The following is a 25,394-nucleotide window of genomic DNA, read 5'->3' on the forward strand; positions in this document are numbered from 1 at the left end:
TCATCGCGAAACTCGTTAGCGGTCACATCGGTAGAGATTCGGTAACGACAACTCGAGAGTTGTTCCAGCACAGCACAGTTCGATAGGCAAGCCCCGAAATATCCCTGCGGCCAGGATCGTTCCAGGTCCGTGGGTCCGCACGGGCCTTGCCGGACCACATAGTTCGATTCTGGTTGTAACCACCCTGTTCATCGCATCCCGTCGAGCCGTCCTGATCAGGGCCGGGGTCCTGGCGATCGCCGCGAGCACATTGTCGACCGTCACGGCACGTGGCGCAGATATGAGCCGTTGTCTGGGGACACTTCTTACCGAGACTTTCGCAAAAGTGGGCAGGGCGATCATCGCGTGATGGCGAAAGATGTTGTGCGGCAAGGGATAAACGTACATCGCGACCGGTGAGGCGGCGGCCCACGCGGATCAGCTCAGCGAGCCTCTCGGCAGTCATCGGGGTCACGTGCAGCTGATGAGCGCGGACCGGCTTGCCGACAGCCCAATCGGTCTGCGGTCGGTGCGTTTTCGACTGAGGGCTTGACCTTGCCCCAGGGGCAGGGTTCGAGCATGGTGGCATGAACGAGATAACGCAGGAACTGTCGGAATTCGTTGCGGCCTCGGCAGAGAAGTTGGGCGTACCGGGTGTCGCTGTCGGGGTGTGGGCCGCTGGCCGAGAAGACTTCGCGTGCAGCGGGGTGACGAGTGTGGAGAATCCGCTTCCGGTGGACCGGGACACGATGTTCGTGGTCGGGTCGGTGAGTAAGACGTTCACCGCGACCGCGTTGATGCGGCTGGTCGCCGAGGGCCGGGTGGAGTTGGATGCTCCGGTGCGGCGGTATGTTCCGGAATTCGCCCCCGCCGATCCGGCGGCCGCGGACGAGATCACGGTATTGCGGCTGCTCAACCATACGGCCGGGTTGGAATGGAAGCTCGGCGTCGACACCGGCGAAGGCGACGACGCCTTGGCGCGGCACGCGGTGAAACTTGCCGAATCGCCGCTGATCGCGGAACCGGGAACGCGGGCGTCCTACAGCCAGGCGGGGTTCAACCTCGCTGGCCGGATCGTCGAGAACGTTAGTGGCCTGCCCTTCGAGCGGGCCGCCGCGTCGCTGTTGTTCGAACCGCTCGGGCTGGCGCACAGTTGCTATTCGGCCAACGATGTCATGACCCGGCGGTTCGCGGTGGGGCACAACGTCGATGCGAACGGTCTGCTCGCGGTTGCCCGGCAGTGGAAGGACAACCGCGCCAACAACCCCGGCGGCGGCATGGCCACGTCGGTGGGGGACCTGCTGCGGTGGGCGCGGTTTCATATCGGCGACGGTCGGACCGAGGGCGGTGAGCGCATTCTGCCCACCGAACTGCTGCACCGTATGCGGGAACAGACCGTGGAACTGCGCGCGAGCACATTGGGTGACGCATTCGGCATCTGTTGGTTCCTGCGCAAGGTGGACGGTGTCGCGACCATCGGGCACGGAGGGTCGGGCAATGGCCAGTTCGCTGACCTGCTTGTGGTGCCGGAGCGGAATTTCGCGGTCGCCGTGATGTCGAACGCGGGCCCGGATGCGGGGCTGGCGTTCAACCGAGCCGTGGTGAATTGGGTGCTCGAACACTACCTCGGGGTGGTCGAACGCGACCCGGAACCGCTGCCCTACGACGAGGCGCGGGCAGCGGAGATCGTCGGGCATTACGAGAACGAGATGATGCGGCTCACCCTCGATACCGACGGGGCAGGGTTGACGATCGGATGCGCTATCAAACCGGAGGTCCGGGCCGCCGCGGAAACCGAAATGCCGCCGGACCTGCCGCCGGCTACCCTGGGCCTGCTGCCCGGCGACACGGACGAGTACATCGTCACCGAGGGCGGTCTGCAAGGACAACGCGGGTTCTTCGCCCGTGACGAATCCGGCGCCGTGACCGGAATCGATCTCGCCGGTCGATTGTTCGCCCGGGTGCGATGACGGCGACGGGTGGGAGGCGCACGGTCGAAGGGAGACGCGCGTGATCACGATCGGGCAGCTCGCGCGGTATGCGGGCGTGACGATCAAGGCCGTGCGCGTCTACCACGAGCGCGGCCTGCTTCCCGAGCCGGCGCGCGATTCCTCTGGCTATCGCCGCTACCGTGCCGAAGACGCCATCGCTGTTGTCAAGATCAAGACACTGGCGCGGGCCGGCGTGCCTCTGGCGCGTGTCGAGGAATTGCTCACCGCGAACCCCGACGAGTTCGCGGCGGCGATCACCGAGATCGACCGCATGCTCGCCGAACGCGCTGAGGAGATCCGCCGAACCCGCGAGCAGATCGCCGAATTGGGTTCCGGCGACCGACTGTTCGTGTCCACCGATGTTGCCGAGTTCCTCGACCGGCTGCAACAACTCGGGGTCACCGACCGGGCGGTGCGGATGGAGCGCGATATCTGGATTCTGTTGCAGTCGGTCGCCCCGGAGCAGGCATCGGGTTGGGTCGCCGACAAGCTCGACGCCATCGACGATCCGCAGTTCCGGGCCATCTACCTCGACTACGACGCCGCGTTCGAATGGTCCACCGACGACCCGCGCCTGGTAGACCTGGCCGACCGCACTCGGCGGTGGCTGACCGGCAGGCGCACCGGCGCAGGCCGGACAACCCCGGCGCTGGATCCGAAACTGATCCGCCTGGCGGATGAATCGATCGGAATCACCTCGCCCGCCTGGGAACGGCTGGCCCAGATCGCACGAAAGGCCGCTGCCGAGTAGCACTCTCGTCGTCGACGCCATCCAACGGCGCGAAATCGTACTACATGAGGTTCAGCGCGAGGGCGATGGTGCCGAGCGTAGCCAGGGTCGAGGTCACGCCGACGTGCATCCCGATCGACAGCCGGATGTCTTTCTTCCGCCAGGCGAACCAGAACCCCGGAAACGTGAAGATCACCCGCGACACGAACACCCACGGCGACCAGAAGTGGTACAGCGCGAACAAGACCGTGTTCACTACCGGCGCCCATCCGCCCAGGTGGGCGATGCGGGGCAGCAGGAAACCGCGGAAGTACAGCTCTTCGATGAGCGGGAGGGAGATTCCGGTCAGCGGCAGGCATATCACCAGCGTGGTAAGCGTGATCGAGCGCGAGTATCCGTCGAGGTATGCGTTGTTGCCGCTGCCGCCCGTGTTCGCGTACGGAACCCAGGTGAAGAAGTTTTCGAAGAAGAAGGTGTTCAGCGGTGCCGTCGCGGTCCCCAGCACCATCATCCACGCGATGAGCGGGATGACCATCGCCACCAGCTTCCCGTGTGCGAGCGGCTTGTCGGTGTAGTGCAGCACGCCGCGCAGCGAGAAGTGGCCGTTGCGTTTGCGGCCCAGCCACAGCAGCCCCACCTGAACCGGTATCAGAACCGCGCACAGGGCGATTGCCCAGCCGAGGAAACCCGGATAACCGATAGCGTTGACGAATGGTTCGCCGATGAACAGGTAGACCGCGACGATCAGGGCGCCGGGGACAAGATGCAAAGCGACGGATAGCGGCAGGCAGTGGCGGTCGGCCAGCAGCAGATTGCTTAATCCGTTCGGTCGAGTGTCTGCAATGACGCGCATGGATCTTTCCGGTCAGTTCGAGTTCGGTTCGGGGATATCGACGCCAGCGGCGCGGAGCTTGGTCGCGAAGAGCATGGACAGCCGGGTCGCGGCCGGTGTCTGAGCTGCGCCGTACTGGCGGATCAGGGTGTATCGAGTCGCCGCCTCGGTGCCGGCTCGGAAGCCGGTCACGATCTTCAGCAGTGCCGGATTGGCGAGGAAGTGGTCGGCCGCGGCGGTGGCGAGTTCCTCGACGCGGGGGTCCTCCGGCTCCCAGGTCATGGCCTCGCCGAGGCGCATACTCAACGCGATGAATCGGGTGTCTTCGTGGGCGTACTCGACATCGGTGAGGTAGTCGTCGAAGCCTTCCGGGACCAGGGCCTTGGCCAGCACCCAGCCCTCCCTGGTGGCCGCCACCACCTCCGCGGGAAAGCCGAGGCCGGGCATCCGCTCCAGTAGCTCCACAGCGCGGTCGCCCAGCAGAGCCCGGTCACCGTCGGCGAGCCGGTGCAGCATGTCGCGGCGGGCGTTCAACTCCTCGATCCGTTCGGTGAGCTGCCGCTCGACGTCGGCGAGCGCGGCGGTGAACCGCGCGGCGTCGACGTCGAGCAGGGGCCCGATCTCGGCCAGCGGCACCCCGGCGGCGGCCAGCGTCCGGACCTGCACCAGCCGCAACAGGCCGGCCGATCCGTACCGCCGGTAACCGGAGATGTCGCGTTCCGGCTCCTCGACCAGGCCGAGTTTGTGGTAGTGCCGCACCGTTTTCACCGTGACGCCGACGAAGGCTGCCGCTTGCCCGATCGTGACACCGTTCATCATCTGCTCAGACAACCTCGTGACCGACAGCGGCGGCAAGCTCGCGAACCGCGTCGGCGACGGCGGGGGAATCCTTCGCCAGGATCTTTTCGTGGTTGCTGGCGACCCTCGCGCTCACCGTCAGGTTCGGGTTGCGAACCAGCAGCGGCTCGATGCTCGCGCGCGCCTGATCCATCTCACCACCCGCGTCGCCCGTGTGGTCGCCCGAGGCGACCACGTACCGGACCGGAACAGCCAGACGCTCGAGGATCGGGCCGAGGGCGGCGTGCAGTCGGTGGCCCTCGATGTTTATCTCGGCGTGCTGGGCTGCGGACATCCGCGCGGCCAGGCCCAGCGGGGCCACCAGCGGCAGTACGAACCGCAACCGGTGGAACAGCTTGCGGACCCGCTCCAGATCGGCTTCGTCGGTCCAGCCCATCGGGAACGGCCCGTCGACCCCGACCACGCCCGCAACCCGATCCGGATTCCGGTCGGCCCAGTGCACCCCCAGCAGCGCACCGTAGGACCAGCCCACCAGAAGCGGTCGATCCACCTCTCTGGCCTTCAGGACGGCGTCGAGATCCCGGACGACGGCCTCGAAGGAGTAGTCCGCCGACCGCTCCGATTTGCCGCGGGCCCGCTCGTCGTAGCTGATGTGCCGGTAGCCGGGGCCGAGGTCGGCGATGACACGTTGCCAGTGCTTCTGGCTTGCGTAGGAACCGTTCAGGTAGACCAAAGGAGTGCCGGTCCCGCCGGTGTCGGTGACGGCCAGCGCGGTGTCTTCCACCGGAAGCATGCCGGTCCAGGCCGAGTTGTTCGAGTTGCGCGAGTGCGAAGAAGTAGTCATGCGGTGAGCGTGCACCTTGACCTCGGGTCAAGGTCAAGCGTGCGAACTCTCGCGGAATGAACTGTCCGATCGGGGTCGGGGATTGGTGGGTGGCCGGGCAGCGAACCGTAGTGACCTCACCCGCAAGCGCGTCGCACTGCCTGGGCGTGTCTGCTGAATGCCCCGTAGTGGTCGGGATCCGATCTCGACACTGTGGCCTGGAACCGGCTGACGAGGGTGCACTGGTGTCCTGTAACGAATCGAAGTTGTTTTTCGACAGTGACTTCGGTCGTCCGATCGGGCTGCCAGATGCCCAACCATCTTGATCCAGTGAGGAACCCACACATGGGATATCGCCTGTCGCGCAACTCGATTCGCATCGCCCTCGGCACTGTTGCGGTCGGCGCCGCCCTGGTCGCCAGCGGCGCTACCGCCTCGGCGGATCCCTTGTCCCTCGACCCAGCACCGACGCCCGCCGCGGCGTCTCCGGTCGGGGCCGGTGGCACCGGCTCGGCCGGGAGCGGGTCCGCCGGCAGCGGATCGATCCTCTGCTGGCTGGTGAACCCCAGCCCAACCTGCCAGCTCTGAGTGGTCTGTGTAGAAACTGATCGTTTGAGCTGGTGAGTGGCGGAATCGCTTTCTCGTGCGAGGGAGGGACGCGATTCCGTCACCACCAGGATTGTTTCCGCCATAGAGGCGTGGGGCCTCTTCTCAACCCCGTCTGGCCAGCGCCGTCCCTCGCCCGTACCCGTGGTGGTCGTCTCACACGACCCGGTGTTCGGAGAGTACGCGGCCCGCACCGAGACCTGCCGCGATCCGCACGGCGGTGGACTTCGGCTTTGTCCAGCTCGACAGCCCGCGAGCGATGTTCACCCAAAACTGTTGCTGCTGTTCACGTCTGGCTGCTCTGGTGACCGCATAGGTGGCCGCAGCGCACAGTCCGAAGGCCGCCTCGGCCGCACGCCCATCGCAACTCCGCATTGTCGAGATGTCGCGACGATCGGTTGAATCCGCATCGTGACCCGGCATCCGAATGATGAATCGACCAGGTCATCGACTCGCTGGAGAAGTTGGCGTGGATGATCAAGTCGTGCTGCCTGCCAAAGCATTTCCCTCGAGCTGACGAACGGTGGCCGGTTGGCGAATCGCGGAGTTCACGAACGCGGTCGCCTTGCTGGTCCAGCATTCCCAGCCCAGGATCCGCCCGGCGTACTGGGCAGTGGCGTACAGCAGCGGTTCGCCTGCCGGTGTACATCAGGGCTTGAAGTGGTTTTGCCTGTGGAGCCCGATCGACGGGCACGGTCAGCCGGTGCCGTCGCGGATGAGTAGGCCGCGTTCGAGGGCGACGACGACGGCGTGGGTGCGGTCACTGACGTCTAGTTTGGCGAAAATGCGGAGCAGATGGGTCTTTACGGTGGCTTCGGCGATAACGAGTCGTTTGCCTATTTCGAGGTTGGACAGGCCGTCGGCCACCGCGTTGAGGACATCTGTTTCCCGTGCGGTGAGTGCGGGCTGTGTGGGTTGGCGCAGGCGGGCCATCAGGCGTTGGGCGACCCGCGGTGAGAGTACGGTTTCGCCGCGGGCGGCAGCGTGGATGGCGGCGACCAACTGTTCGCGGGAGGTGTCCTTGAGCAGGTAGCCGATGGCGCCCGCCTCGACCGCCCGTTCGATTTCCGCGTCGGTATCGAAGGTGGTGAGAATCAGTACCCTGGTGCGGCCACGCCCAGCGATTTCGGCGGTGGCGGCCACACCATCAAGCACCGGCATGCGCAGATCCAGCAGTGCCACATCGGGTTCGAGCCGATCGACGAGTTCGACCGCGCCGCGGCCGTCATCCGCCTCACCGATAATGCTGATGCTCGGTTCCGCGGCGAGCAGGGCGATAACGCCGGCGCGCATCACCGTGTGATCGTCGGCAATGATTATCCGCGTTGGCTTTTCGGTCAATTCGAGAGCTCCTCGGATGCGGGTACAGAGGCCAGGATCCGGGTGCCCGCGCCGGGTGCACTGGTGACGGTGAGTTGCCCGCCGAGTTCGGCCAGGCGTCGGCGCATACCGTGCAGGCCGAACCCGTGCGCCTCGGCCGGGCTGAAACCGCTTCCGTCATCGGTGATTTCGAGTTCGATGCCGTGCGGCGAACGGGCCAGTACCACACCCACCGTGCTTGCCGCGGCATGCTTGCGCACATTGGCCAGCGTTTCCTGGGTGCAGCGCAGCAGGGCGATCCGGGTCGGCTGGTCGCAGTCCACGTCGTCGAGTTCGGCGTGGACGGTGAGCCCGGTGTCCTCCCGGAAGCGGTCGACCGTGCGGCGCAGCAACTCCGCGAGGGCAGCGGCGGCAACCCCGGCGTGTGGCTCGGCGCTCACCAGAATGCGTGCCTCGGTGAGGTTTTCGCGGGCGGTGCGTTCGATGGAGCGCAGTTGCTCGGCCGCCCGGTCCGGTGCGGTGTCGAGCCCCTCGCGTGCCGCCTGCGCCAGCACGACGATGGAGGCCAAGCCCTGGGCGAGGGTATCGTGGATTTCCCTGGCGATTCGGGCGCGTTCCTCGGTGGCACCCTGGCGTTGATGTGCCTCGGCCAGCCGGGCCCGTGTCTGCGCGAGTTCTGCGCTCAACCGGCGGGCCCGCTCGTCACTGTGCCGGACAACCCGGTACATCCACAGCCCGATCAGCACGCCGCCCGCGCAGCCGAGGAACGTGAAGGCGACATTGCCGGTGAAGAATTCCTGCCTGATCACGGCACCGGCCAAGCTGGCAACGCCACCGGCGACGGTGTAGGCCGCCGCCGGTCGCGGGCCCGATGTATGGATCCAGAACATCGGCAGCGACACGATGTAGAACGCCGCGCCGCCCTCCAGCAGACAGGACAGCACGCCGAGCGCCACGATGAGCAAACCCAGGAAGGTGCCCTGGCGCACCAGCGGATTGCGGGGCAATAACGTCAGCATCGAGTACGCGGCGGCCAGCGCACTCACCAGCGCGATCGTGCCGACCTCCGTTGCGACGCCGCGGTCCAGGACCGCGACCACCGGCGGGCACAGACCGAATACCACCCAGATCGCCTGATACCATCGGAGCAGCGCGCGCGTCCGCTGGGGGATGGCAGGAGGCGGAGCCGCCGGAGTAGGTGAATGCAGCGGTGGCAGTTGGTCCATTTCCTTCAGCCTACGTTTGCGCGTGCGCGATCGGCTGGGGTGTCGGCGGCGGTTACCGGACGGTTCGGCCACCAGCAGCGATCACCGAGCACCAGCAGCAATGCGGGCAGGATCAGCATCCTGATCACGAACGCATCGAGTAGCACCGCCACCGCCAGCGCGAACCCCATCTGCTTCATCTCGATGATGTGCAGTGGGATGAAGGCCGCGAAGACCGTCACCATCACCATGGCGGCGCTGCTGACCACACTCGCCGAACCACCGATACCGTCGAGCACCGCCCGGCGGGTGGGCACTCCCGCGCGCACCGCCTCGGTGATCCGGCTGATCACGAACACCTGGTAGTCCATCGACAGCCCGAACAGGATTACGAACAGCAGTAGCGGCACGCGCGAGCCGATGGTGCCGGTCGAGGTGAAGTCGAGCAGGCCCTCGGCCCAAGTGTGCTGGAAGGTCAGGGTCAGCAGGCCGAGTGCGGCGGCGGCGGAGAGCAGGTTGAGCAGCACGCCGATCAGGCCGAGCGCCACCGACCGGAAAGCCCATATCGTCAGTAGGAAGGTCACCAGCAGGAGAGCACCGATGATCAGTGGCAGTTGCTGTTTCTGATGCTCGGGGTAATCGGCGGCGCGGGCGATATCGCCGGTCACCGCCGACTCGGTATCGGGCAGTGCGCCAACGGTTTCGGGGACGTATGTACCGCGCAGTCGTTCCAGCGACTTCTGTGCCGCGTCCTCGCTGACATAGTGCGGCACCGCCAATTCGAGCAGGCTGACCCGCTGGTCCGGTGAGGTGCGCAGGTCGGCTGTGCCCGCGAGTGCCGGGTCCGCCTGTGCGCGGCGGGCCAGTTCGCGCAGCGCGCCGGTCACCTCGTCCGCCCGATCGGGCTCGGCGACCACCACCACCTGGTGCATCGACTTCAGTTGCGGGAAGGCCTGATTCAGCCGGTCGTAGGTTTGCATGGCCGGGATGACGCGCGGATGGGTCTCCCGGCCCATATCGGTCAGCTCGAGGCCGAGCAGTGGCGCCGCCGCGGCGAGCATGGCGAGCACCGCGACCACCAGGGTGGCGACCGGATGCCGGGTGGCTGGGCGCAGCATGGCCGCGCTGATCCGGCCCGGTCGGGGATTCGGTGTCCTGCGATGCGTACGGGCGGCCCGGCGGTCGGCCCTGGTGCCGAGCACGGTCAGCAGAGCAGGCAGCACAGTCAGCGAGCTGAGCACCGCGACCAGAGTGACCAGGATGGCGGCGGTGCCGATGGACGCGAAGATCACATCATCGGCGAGGTACATGGTGGCGCTGGAGGCCGCGACCGCCAGTCCCGACACCACCACCGCACGGCCCGAGGTGGCCGCCGCGAGCGACACCAGCGCCGGCGCATCGAGTCGCCCGTTCCGCCCTCGCTCCTCACGTTCGCGCTTCAGGAAGAACAGCGTGTAATCGACGCCGACCGCCATACCGATCAGCAGAATGATGTTTGTCCCGATGCCATTGTCGGGCACCAGGTGTGATGCCGGTAGCGACAGACCGATAGCCGCGACAATCGCCGAAATCGCCAGCGCCAGCGGCACCAGAGCCAGCGCCACCGATCGGAACACCAGCAGCAGCGTGAGCAACGTGATCGGTATCGCGATCAGCTCGGTTCGCGACAGATCCTTTCCGCGCAGCTCATCTACTCCGTGACTGATCGAGGGGCCGCCGGTCTCCTCCACCCGAAGAGCCGGGAATCCGTTCTGCACCGCATCGGTCTGCGCCCGCAATGGCTCGACATGCTTACTGCCGTCGAGCTCGCCGCCGCGCATCGTGATGTCCACGCGCAGCGCCTGGCCGTCTTCCGAATACACCGGCGCAGCAACGGATTCCACCTCGGGCAGGGCCCGCATCCGATCGGTGATCGCGCGCGCCGCATACTGCGCGGCAGCCGGATCGAGCTGGTCGGTGCCCGGCCCGGCGGTGATCAGAACCCGTTCCAGCGGACGCTGCTGCAGGCCCCCTTCGGTGGCCATCGCCTCACCCCGGCCCGCCTCACCGATCCAGAAATCCTTGGTGGTCGCGGAATTCCCGCCGACTGCCACCCCGATGCCGACGCACAGCAACACAAACAACAACCACCCACCCACTGCCTGCCATGGGTGCCGAATACTCCAGCGGGCCAAACCGGTCGGACGTCTCTGCATACTCGAATACTCGTCGCCGCCACCCCGCGGGCAGCAGGCTCGACCGATGGAACTCGGTGTCCACCGATCGGTGGATGTCGCGGTGGCAGACTCCAGGGAGGTTGGTGGATTTAGTCGGTTGACCAGGGGGTGGCGGCCGCGAGCCTGCTCAGCCGAAGAAGTCGAGCAGCAACGGCTCGAGCAGTTCGGGCTGGCCGAGGACTTCGTGATCGGCACCGGGCAGGACTACCCGGCGTGCGTTCGGGATGGCGGCGGCCAAGGCCTGGTTCGCGGTCTGGACCCAGGGCCAGGTCTGATCGCCGTTGACGACCAGCGCCGGAATGGTGATCGTGGCGTAGCGGTCGGATTGCAGACGCATCTGGGGACCGGATACGGCGAGGTCGTAGGGCAGGCTGTTGGCCTGCGCGCGTAGGAATTCCCACACCGGTGCGTTACGCATATCGGCAACTATCGGCGCGGGCACCCCGACCTGCTCGGTGAGGAACAGTTCGGCCGCGCCGTCGTAGTCGCCGGCAGCAATGCGGGCGACGAGCCGATCGAAGACGTCGGCCGGCGGCGCCGCGCGGTTGCCGTCGACCACCGCGGGCATCTCGTACACGGCGACTTTTTCGATCGGCAGCCCGCGTAGCACGCCTTCCAAAGCCAGAGCGGCACCGGTCGAATGGCCGAACACGTGCGCGATGCCGCCTACATGCTCGATCACTGCTGCTAGATCGTCGATTTCGGATTGGACGGCAAAGTCGCCGCGGACATCGGTGCTATCGCCCCGGCCGCGGCGGTCGTAGCTGACCGCGGTGACGTGCGGGGCCAGGGTCGAGGCGAGCGCGGCAACGGTCGAGCGGTCGTTGAACGCGCCGCCGATGAGAATCACCGGTGTGCCGGAGCCGATCGTTTCGACGGCGATCGTGCTGCCGTCGGGGGAATGGACGGTGGTCAGGGCGGGACTGGTCATGGACTCGTTCCTTTCGATGGTTGCGGTCAGGCGGCGGGGAACCGGAAGCCGAAGTGGGTGACGGCGGGGGAATCGAGGACGTGGAATCGGTCCAGCTCGATCACGGTGTCGGGCAGTTGATCGAACAGCCGGGTGCCCTGCCCGAGCAAAACCGGTGCAATGTGCACGTGCATCTCGTTGAGCAGCCCCTCGGCGATCGCCTGCTGCACGATCGTCGCGCCGCCGCTGATATGCACATTCCGTTCACCACAGGCGGCCTTCGCGCGCTCGATCGCGCCCGCTACGCCGTCGGTGACGAAATGGAAAGTCGTGCCGCCCTTGCGGATCAGCGGTTCGCGCTCACGATTAGTGACGACGAACACGGGTGCCTGGAACGGTGGCGACTCGCCCCACGGCTCCTCCCCGGAGTCGAACATCCTGCGCCCCATCACATACGCGCCGGCCTGCTCGAACATCTCCTTCAGCAGTGCGTCGTCGGCACCTTGCAATCCGCCGTCGAACCCCGCGCGTTCACGCCACGTCTGATGTGCGACAGCCCATTCGGTGATCCGAAAGAACCCCTTGTCCAGGTAGGGCGGCTGCTGCGCGGCGAGCCCACAGATGTAGCCATCCAATGAGACCGTCATATCGGTGCGAACGTTGGGCATGTCATCTCCTCGATGTCTTCTGGATGCCGCTCGAGTACTCCTCGAACGGGCTGCGGAGGTTTCGACATCGGGACCGACCCGGGCAGCGAATTGTGACTCAGCTCATATCGGTTCGGTTCGCTGTTCGGGGCATCGGCAGCTCGAGTGCGACATCGTTCGTGTTCGATCAGCTGTGCAGGCCCACTGGTGGATGCCGGTACTGCAACGTCATTCGCGTGAATCGGTGGTGCTACACGGCGAGTCACGGCCTTGCTGCGAGCTCGGCTCCAGGGCGGTGAGCGATACCGACATCGGTCCGGCCATGGTCAGGCGACGGCCAAGAGGATCAGACCGAGGGCAGCGCCGGCGAAAACCACGGTGTTGCGGACCTTCTGGAGGGTCCAGGTCCAGGATGGGAAGCCGGATTCGGCGACCTTGATCAGGGCGGGGACGTCGATGCGGGCCAGTTCCGGATCGTTCTTGCGACGGAAGGCCGCCTGGACGGACTGCACGGCGGTCAGGTTGCTGTAGACGATGACGCTGTTGCCGAGGAACAGCAGCGACAGCACCGCCCAGTTCACCGGGCGCATCCAATCGAAACCGGCCAGGTTGAGTCCGGCCATGAGCACCAGCAGGGTAGCGACGCCGCCCGGGGCCCACCATTCGTGGCCGCTGGCGTCGAAGCGCATGCCGTTTTCGCGCAGCGCGGTGGTGCGCACGCCCTGGCGGGCCAGTTCGGCTTCCGCGCCGGCCATGGCCGCGGTGCCGTAGCGGTTGCGCACGATCGGCATGCTCACGAAGGCGGCAGCGGCGGTCAGTTCGATAGCGGCGATTACGGCGTTCACGGCGGGTTCTCCTTGATCTCAGCCGCCCTGTCGGCGACCTCTTGAACTAAGTGCAAGCAGAAAGTAGCCCGGTACTTGAACTTAGTGCAAGAGATTTCTTGAACTTTGTGAAAGTCGCAGGTGCGGCCCTAAGGTGAGGGCATGCCGCGCGACACGCTCAGCCAGGAACAGATCGTCCGCACCGCCATCGAACTGCTCGACGAGGAGGGTCTGGACGGACTCAATATGCGCAGTCTCGGCAAGCGCCTCGACGCCGCGCCCACCGCCATGTACTGGCACGTCGAGAACAAGGACAATCTGGTGCGGCTGGCCACCGACGAGATCTGGGGCGAGGTCGGGCTGCCCGACTCCGGGACCATGGACTGGCGCAACGCCGCCGACGCCGCGGCCGGCGGCATGTACGCCATGATCACCCGGCATCCATGGATCGTGCAGGCGCAGGCGGGATATCTGCTCTACGGCCCCAACAAGTTCCGGCACGACGACCGGATGCTGGCCATCTTCGAGCAGGCCGGATTCGATGAGGACGAGGCCGACCAGGCCGCTGCCGCGGTGTTCACATATGTCCTCGGCAATGCCGTCGGACAGGCGGCAAACGTCTCGCTCAACCGCCGCCTCGCACGCAATGGCGACAGCGCGAAAGCTCGAGTCGCGCAAGCCATGTCCGAGGCCACCGAGATCGCCATGAGTTACCCGAGGCTACGCCGCCGCATCGAAAAGGCGTCTGCCGCAACCGAATACAACGCCGCGCCGGACAGCACCTTCGAATTCGGATTGGCCGCCCTACTGGACGGGCTCGCCGAACGGCTCACTGCACGAAATGCGACCTCGGCTGGGTGACCTCCAGCCCGCCCTGGGCGTGCGCGTAGGCCGTCGCCGATTACGCGGCCATGGTGGGTGATCGCGCATGTCACTCCCGTGAATCGGTCACCCACATCCTCGATGCTCAGCTGGACCTGCAACGCCACGGCGGGGCACCATCGCCGGGGTCACCGTCCGGGGCCTGCGATGCGTCCTCGCGCTCACCTCGGAACTGGCTAACGCTGTGGTGAGTCGCGGGTGCGGAGGGGGCGGCGCCGACCGACTGTTCCGCGTTTGCGTGGTTCTCGTCAGTGCGTTGTCTCAGCTCGCCCGGGGGCATGAGCGGGAGTCGGCCCGCGCCTCGCGGTGTGGTCACCTATCCGCGAACGGCCGAGGAATGTGACGTATTTCACGTCCGTTTTGTCCGATTACCGGTGTCTCGGGAACCGGCATGATGCCAGCGCAATGTGTCGACGACCAAGGAGGCAGTGCGTGGATAACGGGCGTGAATTGGGATCGTGGCGAGATCTCGGCAGTCATTGGAGAACGGCGGTCGTGTCGGCCGGCGGTGTGCTCGTAGGCGCGGTCAACATTTATCTGGCGGCAAGTTTGCTGCCGACGGCGGTGGCGGAGATCGGCGGACAGCGTGTGTATGCGTGGGCCACGACCGTATTCCTGATGGCTCAGGTGATCGCGACACTGTTAGTGGGCCGGTTGCTGTCGGTTCGGGGCAGTGTCGGCGCGTACGTGATCGGGTTCGGGGTGTTCGCGGTGGGATCGGTGCTGTGCGCGGTGAGTCCGGCGATGACAGTGCTGCTTGTGGGTCGGGGCATTCAGGGGCTCGGTGCCGGTTTGTTGACGGGATTGGGGTTTGCGCTGATCCGCTCGGCGTTGCCGCAAGGGCTGTGGGTGCGTGGGAGCGCGGTGGTCTCGGCGATGTTCGGTGTCGGCAATTTCGTGGGTCCGGCTCTGGGCGGGTTGTTTGCGCAGTTCGGTTCGTGGCGGGCGGCGTTCGCGGTGCTGGCCGCCATGGCGGTGGTGATCGGCGTGTTCGTGCCGCGGGCCCTTCCCGCAGGTGAGCGTCAACCAGCGCACCCGGTTCCGGTTGCCTCGCTGATATTGCTGGTCGCTGCTGCCGCGGGCGTGAGCGTAGCCGGAATCCTGACGAGTCCGACGATGATGACGCTCATGCTCACTGCGTCGGTCGCGGCCGTCGTCGCGTTCGTCGCGATCGAACGACGGTCGCGGCTGCGGATCTTGCCGCGCGCGACCTATCAGGGCTAGTCTCCGCTGCGATGGGTTTACTTGACCATCGTGCTGTTGGCATCCGGTGTCGCGGTGGAGACGTTCTTGCCGTTGTTCGGCCAGCGTCTGGGTGGGCTGGCTCCGGTCGCGGCCGGATTCTTCGGTGCCGCATTGTCGTTCGGGTGGTCGGCCAGTCAGATCCTTGTCTCGTCGGTGCGGTCGGAGCGGGTGATTCGTCGGCTCCGGGTGGCCGGGCCGGTTCTGCTGGCCGGGGGGTTCGCAGGTCTGGGCTTGCTACAGCGGCAGGACGCGTCGCTGCCGGTTGTTCTGGCCTGGCTGCCGATACTGGTCCTCGCGGGCGCGGGGATCGGGATCGCCATGCCGCACTTGTCGGTTGCGGCAATGACCAGCGTGATCGACCCGGACGAGGGGCAGAAGGCGGCAGCTTCGGTCGCCACGGTGCTGACGATGTCCACGGCGTTCGGTGCGGCGATTGCCGGCTTGCTGGTCAACCTCGGCAGTGCGTCGATCTCGACGTCGGCCCACTACCTGTTGTTCGGGTTCGCCCGTGTCTCCGCCTTGGGATTGCTCCCCGCGCTGCGCGTCAACTCGCTCACCTCGACATCGAGGCAGGTGGTGACGGTGGCTGAACCAGCCCCCGATACGACCCGTTGAGAAGGCGATCGCGGATGAACCGCATATGACAATCCGAAGGTCCAGGCTCGGACTCCGACTGTGAACCGAGCCTGGGCCGTCCATTGCGCATCAGCGCCCTTGGCCAGCATTGTGTCGGAGTCGACGCTGCGATTCCGTGAGCGGGCGGAAGTAGAGGCGGACCTGAATATTCACGGGTACCAGGTCCGGGATGTCCGGGATGCGCCCGACCGTGCCGGGCGGGAGTTCGTGTTCATCGCCGAGAAGACATCCTGAACCAGCTCTGGGAACGGCATGGGTCAGTCATTGCCGGGTTTGCCGAACTCTTCGATCAGCACGGGATACTGCTCCCCACCGTGTCCGGCGGCGATCGAGCGGTCGGCCATCGCCTTGATCAACTTCGGAAGCTCGGCGTTCACGCCTACCGCCTCGCTCTCCTCGATCAGATGTGCCATCGCCCGCGCGTCGGTCTCGAGGGCCGACACCTCGGCCGGGAAGGAGCCGCGGTCGATCTGTTCGGCATATCCGGGCAGCCATTCGGACACACCGGTCGCGATCTGCTGCGCGAACTGCGCATACGTTGCCGCGTCGACACCGGCCGTCCTGAGCAGGGCAGTGCCCTGGAGCCAGGCGTTCAGGACGCTCCACATCATGGCCAGGCCGGCTACGTCGTACAAGGACGCCAGCCCATGATCAGCACCGAGGTAGGTGACGGTGCCGAGCGCATCGAGTGTTGATTTGTGTGCCTCGAAGTCCGACTCCGGCCCACTGTGCAGAATCACCGCCTCAGCGGTCCCGATCGCCGACGGAATGGCCATGATGGCACCGTCCAGATAGCGGGCGCCGCGCTGCTCGGCCCACAAGGCAGCCTCCCTGGCCTGGGCCGAGGAGCCCGAGGTCAGGTTGATCAACATCCTGCCTTCTAACGCGATATCGCCGACACCGAGCAATTCGTGCACGGCCGGGTAGTCGGTGACGCAGATGATCGTCAAAGACCCTGCCTCGAGCGCCGCGCTCACCGTCGGCGCTAGCCGCGCACCTTCGGCCACCAACTGGTCGGCCTTGGCGGTCGTACGGTTCCACACGGTGGTGGGATGCCCGGCTTTCAGGAATGCGTGGGCGAGTGCCTGGCCCATCAGTCCGAGTCCGATGACTGTCACAGGTATATCGGTTCTGGTGTTCATGGCAGCATCATCAACGTTGATACCGGTGTGAAGGTCAAGTGAGGTTTCGATGCGGATCGGGGAACTGAGTCGTCGGACGGGTGTCAATGCCCATCAGTTGCGCTACTACGAGGCCCAAGGTCTGCTGGAGGCAGACCGCGGCGCAAACGGTTACCGTGATTACGACGAAAACGCCGTGCTGCGGGTGAAACAGATCCGGCACCTCCTCGGTGCCGGTCTATCCTCCGAGGACATCGCGTACCTGCTGCCCTGTGCGGTCGGCGAGGCCCCGGAGTTGCTCGGGTGCCCTGAATTGCTGGCCGCGATGCGGTCGCGGCTGCGGCGAATCGATGATCAGATGGCCACTCTCGCTCGATCCCGCCACGCCCTCGCCGACTACATCGACGCCGCCGAACGAACGAGCAGCGAAAGCTATCCACCCTTCGACGATGTCAACGCGGAGCCGGTCCCCGCCTGACCAGTCGGAGTGCCGGCAACCTCGATACGTCGTGCCGATCAGTGATGGCGCGCTGACTGGGATATCGACTCGGACGCTATCGGTCCAACTTGCCCGCCCTGTCCCGAAGGTAGCGCTGTTCGGGGATGCTCGTGGTACGCCGGGCCGCTAGCCGGTAGTTCGCTAGAGCGGCAGCCCGGTCGCCGGTCAGCTCCTGCAAATGAGCGCGAACGGCGTAGAGGCGATGGTGGCCGGCGATCCGGGAATCGCTGTCCAGTGTTTCCAGCAGTTCGAGTCCGGCCCGGGGGCCGCGGGTCATCGCGACCGCGACGGCGTAATTCAGCGTGACCATGGGGTTCGGCGCGATCCGGCGGAGAATTCCGTACAGGATGCAGATCTGTTCCCAGTCGGTGTCCTCGGCCCGCGCCGCCTGGACGTGCAGTGCCGCGATCGCCGCCTGAATCTGGTAAGGGCCGAGCGGCGAGGCGGACATGGCGGCGGTGACCAGCGCGGTGCCCTCTTCGAGCATGGCGGCATCCCACCGGTTTCGGTCCTGCTCGGCCAGCGGTATGAGGGCGCCGTCTCGGCCGGTGCGGGCCGCACTGCGGGCGTCGGTCAGCAGCATCAGCGCCAGCAGCCCGACGACTTCACCGTCATCCGGCAAGAACCGGTGCAGCATGCGGGTGAGCCGGATCGCTTCTGTGGTGAGCTCGGCGCGGTGCAGGTCGGGCCCAGAACTGGCGGTGTAGCCCTCGTTGAAGATCAGGTAGAGCACGTGCAGGACGGCGTCCAGCCGTTCGGCCCATTCCTGGGCGCTCGGCATCGCAAACGGCGCTCCGGCGGCCCTTATCCGCTGCTTGGCACGGCTTATCCGCGGCGCCATGGTGGCCTCGGGCACCAGGAAGGCCCGCGCCACCTCGGCGGTGCTGAGCCCGCCCACGGCACGTAGCGTGAGTGCGACCTGAGAGGCGGGCGTCAGTACCGGAAGGCAGCACAGGAAGAACAACGCCAGCGTGTCGTCCTGGTCGCCGGCACTTTCGTCGCCGGGCGGCGGGGCGAGGTCGGTGTCCGGTGTCTGCCGCACCGCTGCGGTGACCTCCCGGCGGCGGCGGGACTGCTCGCTGCGTACCTGATCGACCAGGCGGCGGGCGGCGACGGTGACCAGCCAGGACCGCGGGTTCTCCGGGATGCCGTCGGCAGGCCACTGCGTCGCGGCGGCGAGCAATGCCTCCTGGACCGCGTCCTCGCATTCCTCGAACCCGCCGTAGCGGCGCAGGAGCACGCCGAGAACCTGCGGCGCCAATTCGCGCAGCAGGTCCTCGAGGCGTACGGACGTGCTCACATCTCCATCCCGGCCGAGTCCATCAACGGTCGCACCTCCACACCGCCGGATCGACCGCCTGGTATCAGGGCGGCCAGTTCCAGGGCGCGCTCCCGGCTCTCGCAGTCGACCAAGTACTGGCCGGCGACATGATCCGGGCTCTGCAGATACGGACCGTCGGTCACAATCGTCACGCCGTGTCGAAGCCGTACGACGGCGCTGATGGACGGATCGGCGAACACGTGACCGCTGATCAGCTCTCCTGCCTGTCCGGCCGCGGCGAGGAACTGCTCGTGATCGAATCCGTCTTCCGGTAGGGCCGCGGCGCTCTGATAGAGATTCAGCAGGAACTTCATCGCGGGCTCAGTCGGCGGGCGTTCCCACGAAGACCACTGGTCGCACCTCGATGCCGAGGCCTTCGACGCCGGCGTCCGGGATGAGCGCGGCAAGCTCCAGCGCACGGTCCCGACCATCGCATTCCACCAGGTAGTAACCGCCGAGGTACTCCTTGGCCTCGAGATAGGGCCCGTCCGTTACCGCCGGGACGCCGCCTCGGACCCTGACCACGGCGCTCTGCGACGGGTCGGCCAGCGCGGTGGTGCTGATCAGCTCCCCGGACTTCGTGACTGTCTCCATGAACGCGCCGTGGCCGCTCATCACCTCGTTGCGCTCTTCCTCGGTCAGCGCGTCCCAGATCTGTGGGTTGCTGTGCATGATCAACAAGAACTTCATGGCGTCTCCCTTCGATGGTCGGACAGCGCCCCCTCAGGCGCCGTTCACCACACAGTCGGAGCCGGTGGCGCATTCTTGCGCTGCCGGACCGCAAGAATCTCCCGCCAGCTCCGACCCTCTCCCGAGGAACGCCTCACCTGGGCGTTCCGTACCCAACGGCGATCACCGGAGTATAGGAATGAACCTGCCACGCATCGGCGTCAACCTCCCGTATCTCGACCCGTACGCCGGCCCCGACGCCGTCGTCGCCGTGGCCCAGGCGACGGAGCGGCTCGGATTCCACGCGGTATCCGCCAGCGATCGGCTGCTTATCCCCACCGGACCGCACTGGAACAACGATGCGGGCCTGCCCGAGTCCCACGCCTGGGACTCGCTGGAGATGCTGACCTGGGCGGCCGCGCACACCAGGCGGATCCGCGTGACCACAGGCATCCTGAACTCGATCTTCCAGCCGCCGGTCATCCTGGCCCGCAGACTGGCCACACTCGACCGGCTCTCCGGTGGGCGGCTGGATGTCGGCATCGGTCAGGGCGGCGGCACGCGGCTGCCACCGTTCTACATTCCCGAGGAGTTCATCGCGGCGGGCGTGCCGGCCAGCCGCAGAGGAGCCGGATTTGTCGAGCACATCGCCGCGATGCGGGTCTGCTGGGCCGCCGACCCCGTGGAGTTCTCTGGCGAGCACTACCGGATTCCGCTGTCCATGGTCGGCCCGAAGCCGTGCGCAGGCACCATCCCCCTGTTCATCGGCGCAATAACCCGCCACACCATCGAACGGGCAGCCCGCATCGGAGACGGCTACATCACCACCGCGGTCGACTGGGACGACACCCGTGTGCACCTGCGCTGGTACCGAGCGGCCGGCGGCACCGGCACCGTCGTGGTGAACGTGATCCCGGCGCGTCATCCACTCTCGCCCAGCGCCTTCACCGACGCTGTGCTGAGGGAACTCGACCGCGCCGCGGCGGTCGGTGCCGACGAGGTGCACATCGCGCTCCAGCTTCTGTCCTCCCATCCCGAGCAGCAGATCGAGCTGCTGGAAGCGCTTGCGACCGAACTCGACCTGCCAACGCCGTAGAACCGGTCCAGCGCCCAATCGCGCGACGGTTCGGCGGCTCGTCCGGTTCGGATCTGCACACCTCCAGGAATGGTCCGGTCAGCCCACCGAGCGGAAGTACTCAGCGGCCTGCGACGAATGCCGTCGCAGGTATCCGGGGGTCGAGGCGCGCTGTGATCGCACCACCACCGATAGCGCTGGCACAACACCCAGACCGGTGCACGGTCCATCGGTCACCGACCGCTGACAACCACCGAGCCGGGTCTGGCGAACCGCCGGGCCTGGCGTCGCGGGACCTGCGCAGCGGCCCGCCGTTCGGTTACGCCTCTTCGAGGGCTTCGCCGACCTGGTGGGCGAAGCGATTGTGTTGATTCTGCGCCAGACAATGGCCGGCCGCGAGGACCAGCACAACGGGCCATTCGATGATTTCTACCGCGGCCAGCGCGACGAGTGCACCGTAGTACGCCAATTGCTCAGGCGGGGGGATGCGCACCCGACCGACAACCGGCAGATCCACCGCGAAACTCTGCGCAGCCATCACCCGATCGACGGCGTTTCGGTGGCTCGTATGCGATTTTTCGGTCATCTGTTGCCTCCCGGTCATAATGTGTTCGAGAGTTCGACGCCTGGCTTGCGCATCGTGTCGGGCGTGAAGACAAGTGGTGTAGCAGTCGGCTCGGATGCATTGACGGGTGCGCTGACGCAGGTAGTGACCGTGCCGCTGCGCGAGCTGTACGCGGTGCTGTGGCGCCTCGGGGTCATCGAGATCGTCGACTGATCGTCGCGCTGTTGGTCCTGCGCGGTGAACAGACGCGGGGCGATGGCGGCGATGGCGGTCGCGACGGCGGCCGTCGACAATGCCTGCCACCAGCCGACCGGACCCAGCGGTGTGCTGCCGAGCAGTTGGCTCACTCCCGGCGTACTGATCAGCGCGCCGAGCACCAGCAGTGAGCCGGCCGCGGTGCCGACCACCAGCGGGCTGTGCGAGTCGATGAGCGTCTGCCCCAACTGCGTCGCGACCAACGCCACCAGCGCGACCGTCGAGGCCCGCCGCCGCCGGCCGGTCAACCTCGCCAACACCCACGCGACTGTCGCGGCGGAGGCGGTCGTCGCACCGCGTACCGCCACCGTCCGCCACAATGCGGCTCGGTCGGGTCCGCGGCCGGTATAACGCAGCTCGGCACTGGGCGGGCTGATGGCAAGGGCCGCGGCCGGCAGCGCATCGGTGAGGATGTTGACCAGCAGCAATTGGCGGGTATTCAGCGGCGTCAGGCCGGTGAGCGCGGTGCCGACGACCGCGAAAGCCACCTCACCCGCATTACCGCCGAGCAGCACGGCCACCGCCGACTGCACCCGCCGCCACAGTTGCCGGCCTTCGTCGAGAGCGTCCAGCAGCGAGCGGATCCGCCCGTCGAGCAGCATGACGTCCGCCGCGATGCGGGCCGGGTCGCTGCCGTGCCCAGCCACGCCGATGCCGACCGTTGCGGTGCGGATGGCCGCCGCGTCGTTGGCGCCGTCGCCGACCATGGCACACACGTGACCCAGTCGCTGGATTGTCTCGACGATCTGCACCTTGTTTTCGGGTGACATCCGTGCGAACACCCGCCGGTTCTGCACCGCCAGTTCCTGATTGCGCCTGGACAGCGCCTCCCATTCGGGACCGCTGATCACCTGATCGTCGTCGACGGGCATGCCTACCGCGGCGGCGATCGCGGTGGCCGTCACCGGGTGGTCACCGGTGATCAGACGCACCCCGATACCCCGGTCGGCCAACTCGGCCAGCACTTCGGCCGCATCTGCGCGCGGTGTGTCCGACAGGCCGAGCAATCCGGCGAATCGCAGTCCGTCACCGCACAATTCGGCGAAGACGTCGGCGTCGTCACGTACCGATCGCGCCTGTGACGCCGAAAGCTGCCGGGTGGCGACGGCAATCACCCGCAGCCCCTCGGCGGCCATCTTGCGCACCTGCCGCTGCACCTCCTCGTCGGCGTCCGCGCACGCCGCGAGCACCACCTCCGGCGCACCCTTGATCGACAACATCGCACCGCCCACGGATGCCGAGAACGGGCGACCCGACCGGAACGGCAGATGCACCGTCGACCCGCCGCGGTCCAGGTGTCGCCCGGCCTCGGCGACCGCGCGATCGGTGGCATGTTCGTGACGCTCGCCGTTCGCGCGCGGCGTGGCCCGGACGGCGTGGACGAGCACATCGTCGTCGGACAATCCGTTCCGGGCGTATACCGTGCTCACCCGCAGCCGGTTCTCGCTGAGCGTCCCGGTCTTGTCGAAGCACACCACGTCGACACGGCCGAGCGCCTCGACCGATCGCGGACTGCGCACCAGCGCGCCCGCGCGGGTCAATCGCCGCGCCGACGCCTGCTGAGCCAGCGTCGCGACCAGCGGCAGCCCCTCCGGAACGGCGGCCACGCTGACGGCAACACCGCTGCTGATGGCCTGCCGCAGCCCGGTGTGCCGCAGCAGTCCGAGCATGGTGACCAGTCCGCCGCCGGCAAGGCTGAGCGGCCACGCCTTGTTCGTCAGATCCTTGAGCTGGGTCTGTAGGCCGGTTGCCGGGCCGTCCGCGGGCGGAGTCGCGGCGGTTCGGCGCCCCTGCGTCTGCTCACCGACGCCGGTCACGATCGCGACCGCGGTGCCCGCGACCACGGTCGTGGTGGCGAAAAGCATGCAAGCCCGCTCGGCGACAGGCGCGGCTGGTGTGGCCTCGACTTGCTTGGCCACCGGCAGCGACTCCCCGGTCAATGACGACTCGTCGACTTCCACATCGAGCGCATGGGTGAGCCGCGCGTCGGCGGGCACCACTTCGCCGGGCCGCACCTCGATGACGTCTCCAGGGCGCAGGTCGGCGGCATGGACCGTCGCGTAGCGATCGGCGCCCACCAGCTTGCGGGCCGGTGGGTCCTGCGCCGTCAGCAGTCGCCGCAGCAGCCGTTCGGCCCGGATCCGCTGGGTCGCCGCCAGCGCCGCGTTACCGGCGAGTACCGACCCGACCAGGATCGCGTCGACGGGGGAGCCGAGCACCGCGCTGGCGGCCGATCCCACCGCGAGCACCGGGATCAACGGGTCGGACAGCTCGTCGCGCATCGCGCCGGCAAAATCCCATACGGCCCGGCGTACCGGATCGATGATCGAGTGCGCGGGGCGGGCGGCCTCCGCCAGCCGCGAGCGCTTATGCGCCTGGGCGGGGTGCGGCGGCAGCGCACGCTGCACCTGTTCGACGGACATGGCGTGCCACTCGTGCACGCTCGCGGCCGGCGGCGGTGGCGCCGTGAGCGCTCCGCGGGCGAGCCGGTATCCCGTCCAGGTGCCGGCGGCGGCCCCGGCGGTGACCGGACCCGAGCCGCGGCCCCGCACCCCGGGAATCATCAGCAACGCACCCAAAACCGAAGCACCGGTAGCGATTTCGACGCCATGTTCACTGGCTCGACGGGCCGCGGGCAGCGCGTGCACGATCCGCCACACGCTGTCCAGGTCGTCGACGAGCATGTCGGCGTGCCACGGCAGCGGCCCGTGCGCGGCGATACCGATCGAGACGTCGGCGTCGGCCAGCGCCTGTGCCGCAGCACGCGACACCATTGCCACTGTCCGACCCTCCCGCTGCAACCGGTGCACGGTGTGGGCGAGCGCTGCGTCGAGGGACCCGTTCATCGGATCGAGGTCGTCGAAGGACGAGCGCAGGTCGCCGAGCGTGTCGACGTCGACCGACACCAGCGCGGCGCCGCTGCGGCGTACTTCGCCGAGCACCGCCGACGCCAGTGGATGGTGGGCATAGCGCACCAGCACCGTACTGCGCCTGCCATTGTCGGATACCGACCGTGCCACCGGATGCCACCCGGGTTGCAGTGCGCCGCGGTCCAATTGGTCCTGTGCCCACTGCCATACCAGCACCTGTTCGTGCTCGGGCACGTCGCGGATGCGCGCAACCCGCAGTTCGTCACAGCACAATGCCCGAGGGTCGAGCACAACGGCGTCGATCCGGTCGAGGCGCCGGAACACCTGCGGTCGCAAGGGCAGCACGCCGTGCCGGTCGGCCAGGCCGCGGGCCAGTGTCGCGGCGAACGACTCGCGGCTGGTGCGGACTGCTTTGGGCGCGGCGACCATGACGGCGCTGGCGGCGGTGGCAGGGTCGGCGCTGAGAATGCCGAGCGCCGGAGCGGCCGCCTGCGCCAGTCCGCTGCGTTCCCCGTGGCGCTCAACGGGTCCCGGTGGCAGCGGCTCTGGTCGGTCACCGTGCCGGACGCCGTCGACACACGTCGCGTGCGCCGCGAGCCAGGGTTCGCGGCGTTGCCAGATGGTGGCCGCGGCGCGGGTCTCGGCGGCTTTCGCGAGGTGGACGACCATGTCGACGCCCAGTGACGCCGGTTCCTGGGTGACGGTGTTCGCGGCGGCCGTGGCGAGCGCGATCGCGGTATCCGCGGCGTTGGTGCCGAGGCGCTGTTCGACGGCGCGACGCAGCCGAGGCTGGTAATCGACGAGCGCGACAACGGCATTCAGCCCTGCCGGCAGCCGCCGCAATCCGACCACCCGGCCGGCCAGCGCGACACTCAGCCCGACGGCATTCACCGCCGCCGAGACCAAGTTGCCAGCCAGCACGATGCCGTCGGCGGGCAGGTCGATCGGTGTGTGCGCGAATTCGGGGTGCCGATTTTCGGCAGCCGCCACTACGTCGCACAGCTCGTCCACGGTCGCCGTGTCGTCCACCTCGGCGATGACGCGCGACAGCGGGTAGTTGAGGGTCGCCGAGCTCACACCGGGATGGGCGCGCAGGGCAGCGAGTACCGCGGGACCCGCATCGTGGTCCGGCTCGTGCTCGGAGAGGCCGCGCACTTCGATCCAGCAGCGGTCCGCGCCGCGCCAACGGCGCCGAGCCGGCTTACCGCCGAGCACTTCCGTCGCGACAGCGGTAATCGCCTCGACAACCCAGCCGGCGGGCATCGCGCGCACCGGCAAGGTCGCGAGATCCACGCCCGCCGCGGTGATGACCGCAGCGGACCGCACACCCGTCTCGAGGGCGCGCACGGACAGTGACCCGGAGGTCCGTAGCAGT

The 25,394-nt window shown here is 67.3% G+C and carries 25 protein-coding genes and 1 pseudogene; 10 read left to right on the forward strand and 16 right to left on the reverse strand.

Annotated features, from left to right (window positions below; translation table 11 throughout):
• Positions 1 to 566: 566 nt before the first annotated feature.
• On the forward strand, positions 567 to 1,949 hold the full coding sequence (locus AB0J29_RS30565; RefSeq protein ID WP_364793740.1) for a serine hydrolase domain-containing protein: 1,383 nt from the start codon (positions 567 to 569) through the stop codon (positions 1,947 to 1,949).
• 40 nt (positions 1,950 to 1,989) lie between these two features.
• On the forward strand, positions 1,990 to 2,721 hold the full coding sequence (locus AB0J29_RS30570; RefSeq protein ID WP_364793743.1) for a MerR family transcriptional regulator: 732 nt from the start codon (positions 1,990 to 1,992) through the stop codon (positions 2,719 to 2,721).
• Positions 2,722 to 2,761: 40 nt separating this feature from the next.
• On the opposite strand, the gene AB0J29_RS30575 is transcribed toward AB0J29_RS30570, so the two are convergent.
• Genes AB0J29_RS30575 through AB0J29_RS30585 form a run of 3 tightly spaced genes read right to left on the reverse strand, consistent with a single transcriptional unit; the run spans position 2,762 to position 5,174 of the window.
• The gene (locus tag AB0J29_RS30575; protein WP_364793745.1) at positions 2,762 to 3,553 is read right to left on the reverse strand and encodes a CPBP family intramembrane glutamic endopeptidase; all 792 of its coding nucleotides are present in this window, start codon (positions 3,551 to 3,553) and stop codon (positions 2,762 to 2,764) included.
• A 12-nt stretch (positions 3,554 to 3,565) separates the two neighbouring features.
• Entirely contained in the window at positions 3,566 to 4,351 is a 786-nt protein-coding gene (locus AB0J29_RS30580; RefSeq protein ID WP_364793747.1) for a MerR family transcriptional regulator, read from the reverse strand.
• Positions 4,352 to 4,355: 4 nt separating this feature from the next.
• The gene (locus AB0J29_RS30585) at positions 4,356 to 5,174 is read right to left on the reverse strand and encodes an alpha/beta fold hydrolase (protein ID WP_364793749.1); all 819 of its coding nucleotides are present in this window, start codon (positions 5,172 to 5,174) and stop codon (positions 4,356 to 4,358) included.
• Between the two features lie 324 nt (positions 5,175 to 5,498).
• On the opposite strand from AB0J29_RS30585, the gene AB0J29_RS30590 reads away from it, so the two are divergent.
• A complete protein-coding gene (locus tag AB0J29_RS30590) occupies positions 5,499 to 5,741 on the forward strand; it encodes a hypothetical protein (RefSeq protein WP_364793751.1) in 243 nt (80 codons plus the stop codon).
• Positions 5,742 to 5,915: 174 nt separating this feature from the next.
• Here AB0J29_RS30590 and AB0J29_RS30595 read toward each other — a convergent pair whose 3' ends face one another.
• The 7 genes from AB0J29_RS30595 to AB0J29_RS30625 all read right to left on the reverse strand — a co-directional run bounded on the left by AB0J29_RS30595 (position 5,916) and on the right by AB0J29_RS30625 (position 12,902).
• Complete coding sequence (locus tag AB0J29_RS30595; protein WP_364793753.1) at positions 5,916 to 6,134, reverse strand: hypothetical protein; 219 nt, start codon at positions 6,132 to 6,134, stop codon at positions 5,916 to 5,918.
• A gap of 321 nt (positions 6,135 to 6,455) precedes the next feature.
• A complete protein-coding gene (locus AB0J29_RS30600) occupies positions 6,456 to 7,100 on the reverse strand; it encodes a response regulator transcription factor (RefSeq protein ID WP_364793755.1) in 645 nt (214 codons plus the stop codon).
• Positions 7,097 to 8,305: a sensor histidine kinase gene (locus tag AB0J29_RS30605; protein ID WP_364793757.1), complete on the reverse strand. Its 1,209-nt coding sequence runs from the start codon at positions 8,303 to 8,305 to the stop codon at positions 7,097 to 7,099. Before AB0J29_RS30605 ends, AB0J29_RS30600 begins: the two co-directional genes overlap by 4 nt.
• Before the next feature lie 5 nt (positions 8,306 to 8,310).
• Positions 8,311 to 10,479, reverse strand: a complete 2,169-nt coding sequence (locus AB0J29_RS30610; protein ID WP_364793759.1) for an MMPL family transporter — start codon at positions 10,477 to 10,479, stop codon at positions 8,311 to 8,313.
• Between the two features lie 148 nt (positions 10,480 to 10,627).
• The gene (locus tag AB0J29_RS30615) at positions 10,628 to 11,431 is read right to left on the reverse strand and encodes an alpha/beta hydrolase (RefSeq protein WP_364793762.1); all 804 of its coding nucleotides are present in this window, start codon (positions 11,429 to 11,431) and stop codon (positions 10,628 to 10,630) included.
• A gap of 26 nt (positions 11,432 to 11,457) precedes the next feature.
• Positions 11,458 to 12,078, reverse strand: a complete 621-nt coding sequence (locus AB0J29_RS30620; protein WP_364793764.1) for a dihydrofolate reductase family protein — start codon at positions 12,076 to 12,078, stop codon at positions 11,458 to 11,460.
• 305 nt (positions 12,079 to 12,383) lie between these two features.
• Positions 12,384 to 12,902 carry a hypothetical protein gene (locus AB0J29_RS30625; RefSeq protein ID WP_364793766.1) on the reverse strand — a complete coding sequence of 173 codons (519 nt, stop codon included), beginning with the start codon at positions 12,900 to 12,902 and terminating at the stop codon, positions 12,384 to 12,386.
• 141 nt (positions 12,903 to 13,043) lie between these two features.
• On the opposite strand from AB0J29_RS30625, the gene AB0J29_RS30630 reads away from it, so the two are divergent.
• The 4 genes from AB0J29_RS30630 (at position 13,044) to AB0J29_RS30645 (ending at position 15,878) form a co-directional block, all read left to right on the forward strand.
• A complete protein-coding gene (locus AB0J29_RS30630) occupies positions 13,044 to 13,742 on the forward strand; it encodes a TetR/AcrR family transcriptional regulator C-terminal domain-containing protein (RefSeq protein ID WP_364793768.1) in 699 nt (232 codons plus the stop codon).
• A 453-nt stretch (positions 13,743 to 14,195) separates the two neighbouring features.
• The gene (locus AB0J29_RS30635) at positions 14,196 to 14,987 is read left to right on the forward strand and encodes an MFS transporter (RefSeq protein WP_364793770.1); all 792 of its coding nucleotides are present in this window, start codon (positions 14,196 to 14,198) and stop codon (positions 14,985 to 14,987) included.
• Positions 14,988 to 15,008: 21 nt separating this feature from the next.
• A complete protein-coding gene (locus AB0J29_RS30640) occupies positions 15,009 to 15,623 on the forward strand; it encodes a hypothetical protein (RefSeq protein WP_364793772.1) in 615 nt (204 codons plus the stop codon).
• Between the two features lie 99 nt (positions 15,624 to 15,722).
• Positions 15,723 to 15,878 (forward strand): hypothetical protein, encoded by a 156-nt coding sequence (locus AB0J29_RS30645; protein ID WP_364793774.1) that lies wholly within the window; start codon positions 15,723 to 15,725, stop codon positions 15,876 to 15,878.
• A gap of 23 nt (positions 15,879 to 15,901) precedes the next feature.
• Here the strand turns inward: AB0J29_RS30645 and AB0J29_RS30650 are convergent, their stop codons facing one another.
• Positions 15,902 to 16,786, reverse strand: coding sequence for an NAD(P)-binding domain-containing protein (locus AB0J29_RS30650; RefSeq protein ID WP_364793776.1), 885 nt, complete (start codon positions 16,784 to 16,786; stop codon positions 15,902 to 15,904).
• Between the two features lie 49 nt (positions 16,787 to 16,835).
• Here AB0J29_RS30650 and AB0J29_RS30655 point away from each other — a divergent pair, with 49 nt between their 5' ends.
• Complete coding sequence (locus AB0J29_RS30655; RefSeq protein WP_364793778.1) at positions 16,836 to 17,243, forward strand: MerR family transcriptional regulator; 408 nt, start codon at positions 16,836 to 16,838, stop codon at positions 17,241 to 17,243.
• A 76-nt stretch (positions 17,244 to 17,319) separates the two neighbouring features.
• Here AB0J29_RS30655 and AB0J29_RS30660 read toward each other — a convergent pair whose 3' ends face one another.
• The 3 genes from AB0J29_RS30660 to AB0J29_RS30670 are packed head-to-tail and all read right to left on the reverse strand — an operon-like array spanning position 17,320 to position 19,275.
• Positions 17,320 to 18,564: a sigma-70 family RNA polymerase sigma factor gene (locus AB0J29_RS30660; RefSeq protein WP_364793780.1), complete on the reverse strand. Its 1,245-nt coding sequence runs from the start codon at positions 18,562 to 18,564 to the stop codon at positions 17,320 to 17,322.
• Positions 18,561 to 18,899: a YciI family protein gene (locus tag AB0J29_RS30665; protein WP_364793782.1), complete on the reverse strand. Its 339-nt coding sequence runs from the start codon at positions 18,897 to 18,899 to the stop codon at positions 18,561 to 18,563. Before AB0J29_RS30665 ends, AB0J29_RS30660 begins: the two co-directional genes overlap by 4 nt.
• Positions 18,900 to 18,906: 7 nt before the next feature.
• Positions 18,907 to 19,275 (reverse strand): YciI family protein, encoded by a 369-nt coding sequence (locus AB0J29_RS30670; protein WP_364793784.1) that lies wholly within the window; start codon positions 19,273 to 19,275, stop codon positions 18,907 to 18,909.
• Between the two features lie 178 nt (positions 19,276 to 19,453).
• On the opposite strand from AB0J29_RS30670, the gene AB0J29_RS30675 reads away from it, so the two are divergent.
• Complete coding sequence (locus AB0J29_RS30675; RefSeq protein ID WP_364793786.1) at positions 19,454 to 20,350, forward strand: TIGR03619 family F420-dependent LLM class oxidoreductase; 897 nt, start codon at positions 19,454 to 19,456, stop codon at positions 20,348 to 20,350.
• 298 nt (positions 20,351 to 20,648) lie between these two features.
• Here AB0J29_RS30675 and AB0J29_RS30680 read toward each other — a convergent pair whose 3' ends face one another.
• Positions 20,649 to 20,915, reverse strand: a complete 267-nt coding sequence (locus AB0J29_RS30680; protein ID WP_364793788.1) for a hypothetical protein — start codon at positions 20,913 to 20,915, stop codon at positions 20,649 to 20,651.
• Between AB0J29_RS30680 and AB0J29_RS30685 the strand changes: the two genes are divergently transcribed.
• A complete protein-coding gene (locus AB0J29_RS30685; protein WP_364793790.1) occupies positions 20,898 to 21,107 on the forward strand; it encodes an Rv1535 domain-containing protein in 210 nt (69 codons plus the stop codon). The two genes, AB0J29_RS30680 and AB0J29_RS30685, sit on opposite strands and share 18 nt — an antisense overlap.
• Positions 21,108 to 21,157: 50 nt before the next feature.
• Here AB0J29_RS30685 and AB0J29_RS30690 read toward each other — a convergent pair.
• A pseudogene (locus tag AB0J29_RS30690) lies at positions 21,158 to 25,282 on the reverse strand (cation-translocating P-type ATPase); the annotation flags it as partial.
• Positions 25,283 to 25,394: the final 112 nt, after the last annotated feature.

The organism is Nocardia sp. NPDC049707 (assembly GCF_040674855.1).
Classification (GTDB): domain Bacteria; phylum Actinomycetota; class Actinomycetes; order Mycobacteriales; family Mycobacteriaceae; genus Nocardia.

Coding starts and splice junctions, on each gene's coding strand:
- AB0J29_RS30585 (WP_364793749.1), bottom strand. CDS start 5,174: ATGACTACTTCTTCGCACTCGCGCAACTCGAACAACTCGGCCTGGACC.
- AB0J29_RS30575 (WP_364793745.1), bottom strand. CDS start 3,553: ATGCGCGTCATTGCAGACACTCGACCGAACGGATTAAGCAATCTGCTG.
- AB0J29_RS30675 (WP_364793786.1), top strand. CDS start 19,454: ATGAACCTGCCACGCATCGGCGTCAACCTCCCGTATCTCGACCCGTAC.
- AB0J29_RS30670 (WP_364793784.1), bottom strand. CDS start 19,275: ATGAAGTTCTTGTTGATCATGCACAGCAACCCACAGATCTGGGACGCG.
- AB0J29_RS30580 (WP_364793747.1), bottom strand. CDS start 4,351: ATGATGAACGGTGTCACGATCGGGCAAGCGGCAGCCTTCGTCGGCGTC.
- AB0J29_RS30595 (WP_364793753.1), bottom strand. CDS start 6,134: ATGCGGAGTTGCGATGGGCGTGCGGCCGAGGCGGCCTTCGGACTGTGC.
- AB0J29_RS30630 (WP_364793768.1), top strand. CDS start 13,044: ATGCCGCGCGACACGCTCAGCCAGGAACAGATCGTCCGCACCGCCATC.
- AB0J29_RS30665 (WP_364793782.1), bottom strand. CDS start 18,899: ATGAAGTTCCTGCTGAATCTCTATCAGAGCGCCGCGGCCCTACCGGAA.
- AB0J29_RS30565 (WP_364793740.1), top strand. CDS start 567: ATGAACGAGATAACGCAGGAACTGTCGGAATTCGTTGCGGCCTCGGCA.
- AB0J29_RS30605 (WP_364793757.1), bottom strand. CDS start 8,305: ATGGACCAACTGCCACCGCTGCATTCACCTACTCCGGCGGCTCCGCCT.
- AB0J29_RS30620 (WP_364793764.1), bottom strand. CDS start 12,078: ATGCCCAACGTTCGCACCGATATGACGGTCTCATTGGATGGCTACATC.
- AB0J29_RS30685 (WP_364793790.1), top strand. CDS start 20,898: ATGCGATTTTTCGGTCATCTGTTGCCTCCCGGTCATAATGTGTTCGAG.
- AB0J29_RS30655 (WP_364793778.1), top strand. CDS start 16,836: ATGCGGATCGGGGAACTGAGTCGTCGGACGGGTGTCAATGCCCATCAG.
- AB0J29_RS30590 (WP_364793751.1), top strand. CDS start 5,499: ATGGGATATCGCCTGTCGCGCAACTCGATTCGCATCGCCCTCGGCACT.
- AB0J29_RS30680 (WP_364793788.1), bottom strand. CDS start 20,915: ATGACCGAAAAATCGCATACGAGCCACCGAAACGCCGTCGATCGGGTG.
- AB0J29_RS30610 (WP_364793759.1), bottom strand. CDS start 10,479: ATGCAGAGACGTCCGACCGGTTTGGCCCGCTGGAGTATTCGGCACCCA.
- AB0J29_RS30650 (WP_364793776.1), bottom strand. CDS start 16,786: ATGAACACCAGAACCGATATACCTGTGACAGTCATCGGACTCGGACTG.
- AB0J29_RS30615 (WP_364793762.1), bottom strand. CDS start 11,431: ATGACCAGTCCCGCCCTGACCACCGTCCATTCCCCCGACGGCAGCACG.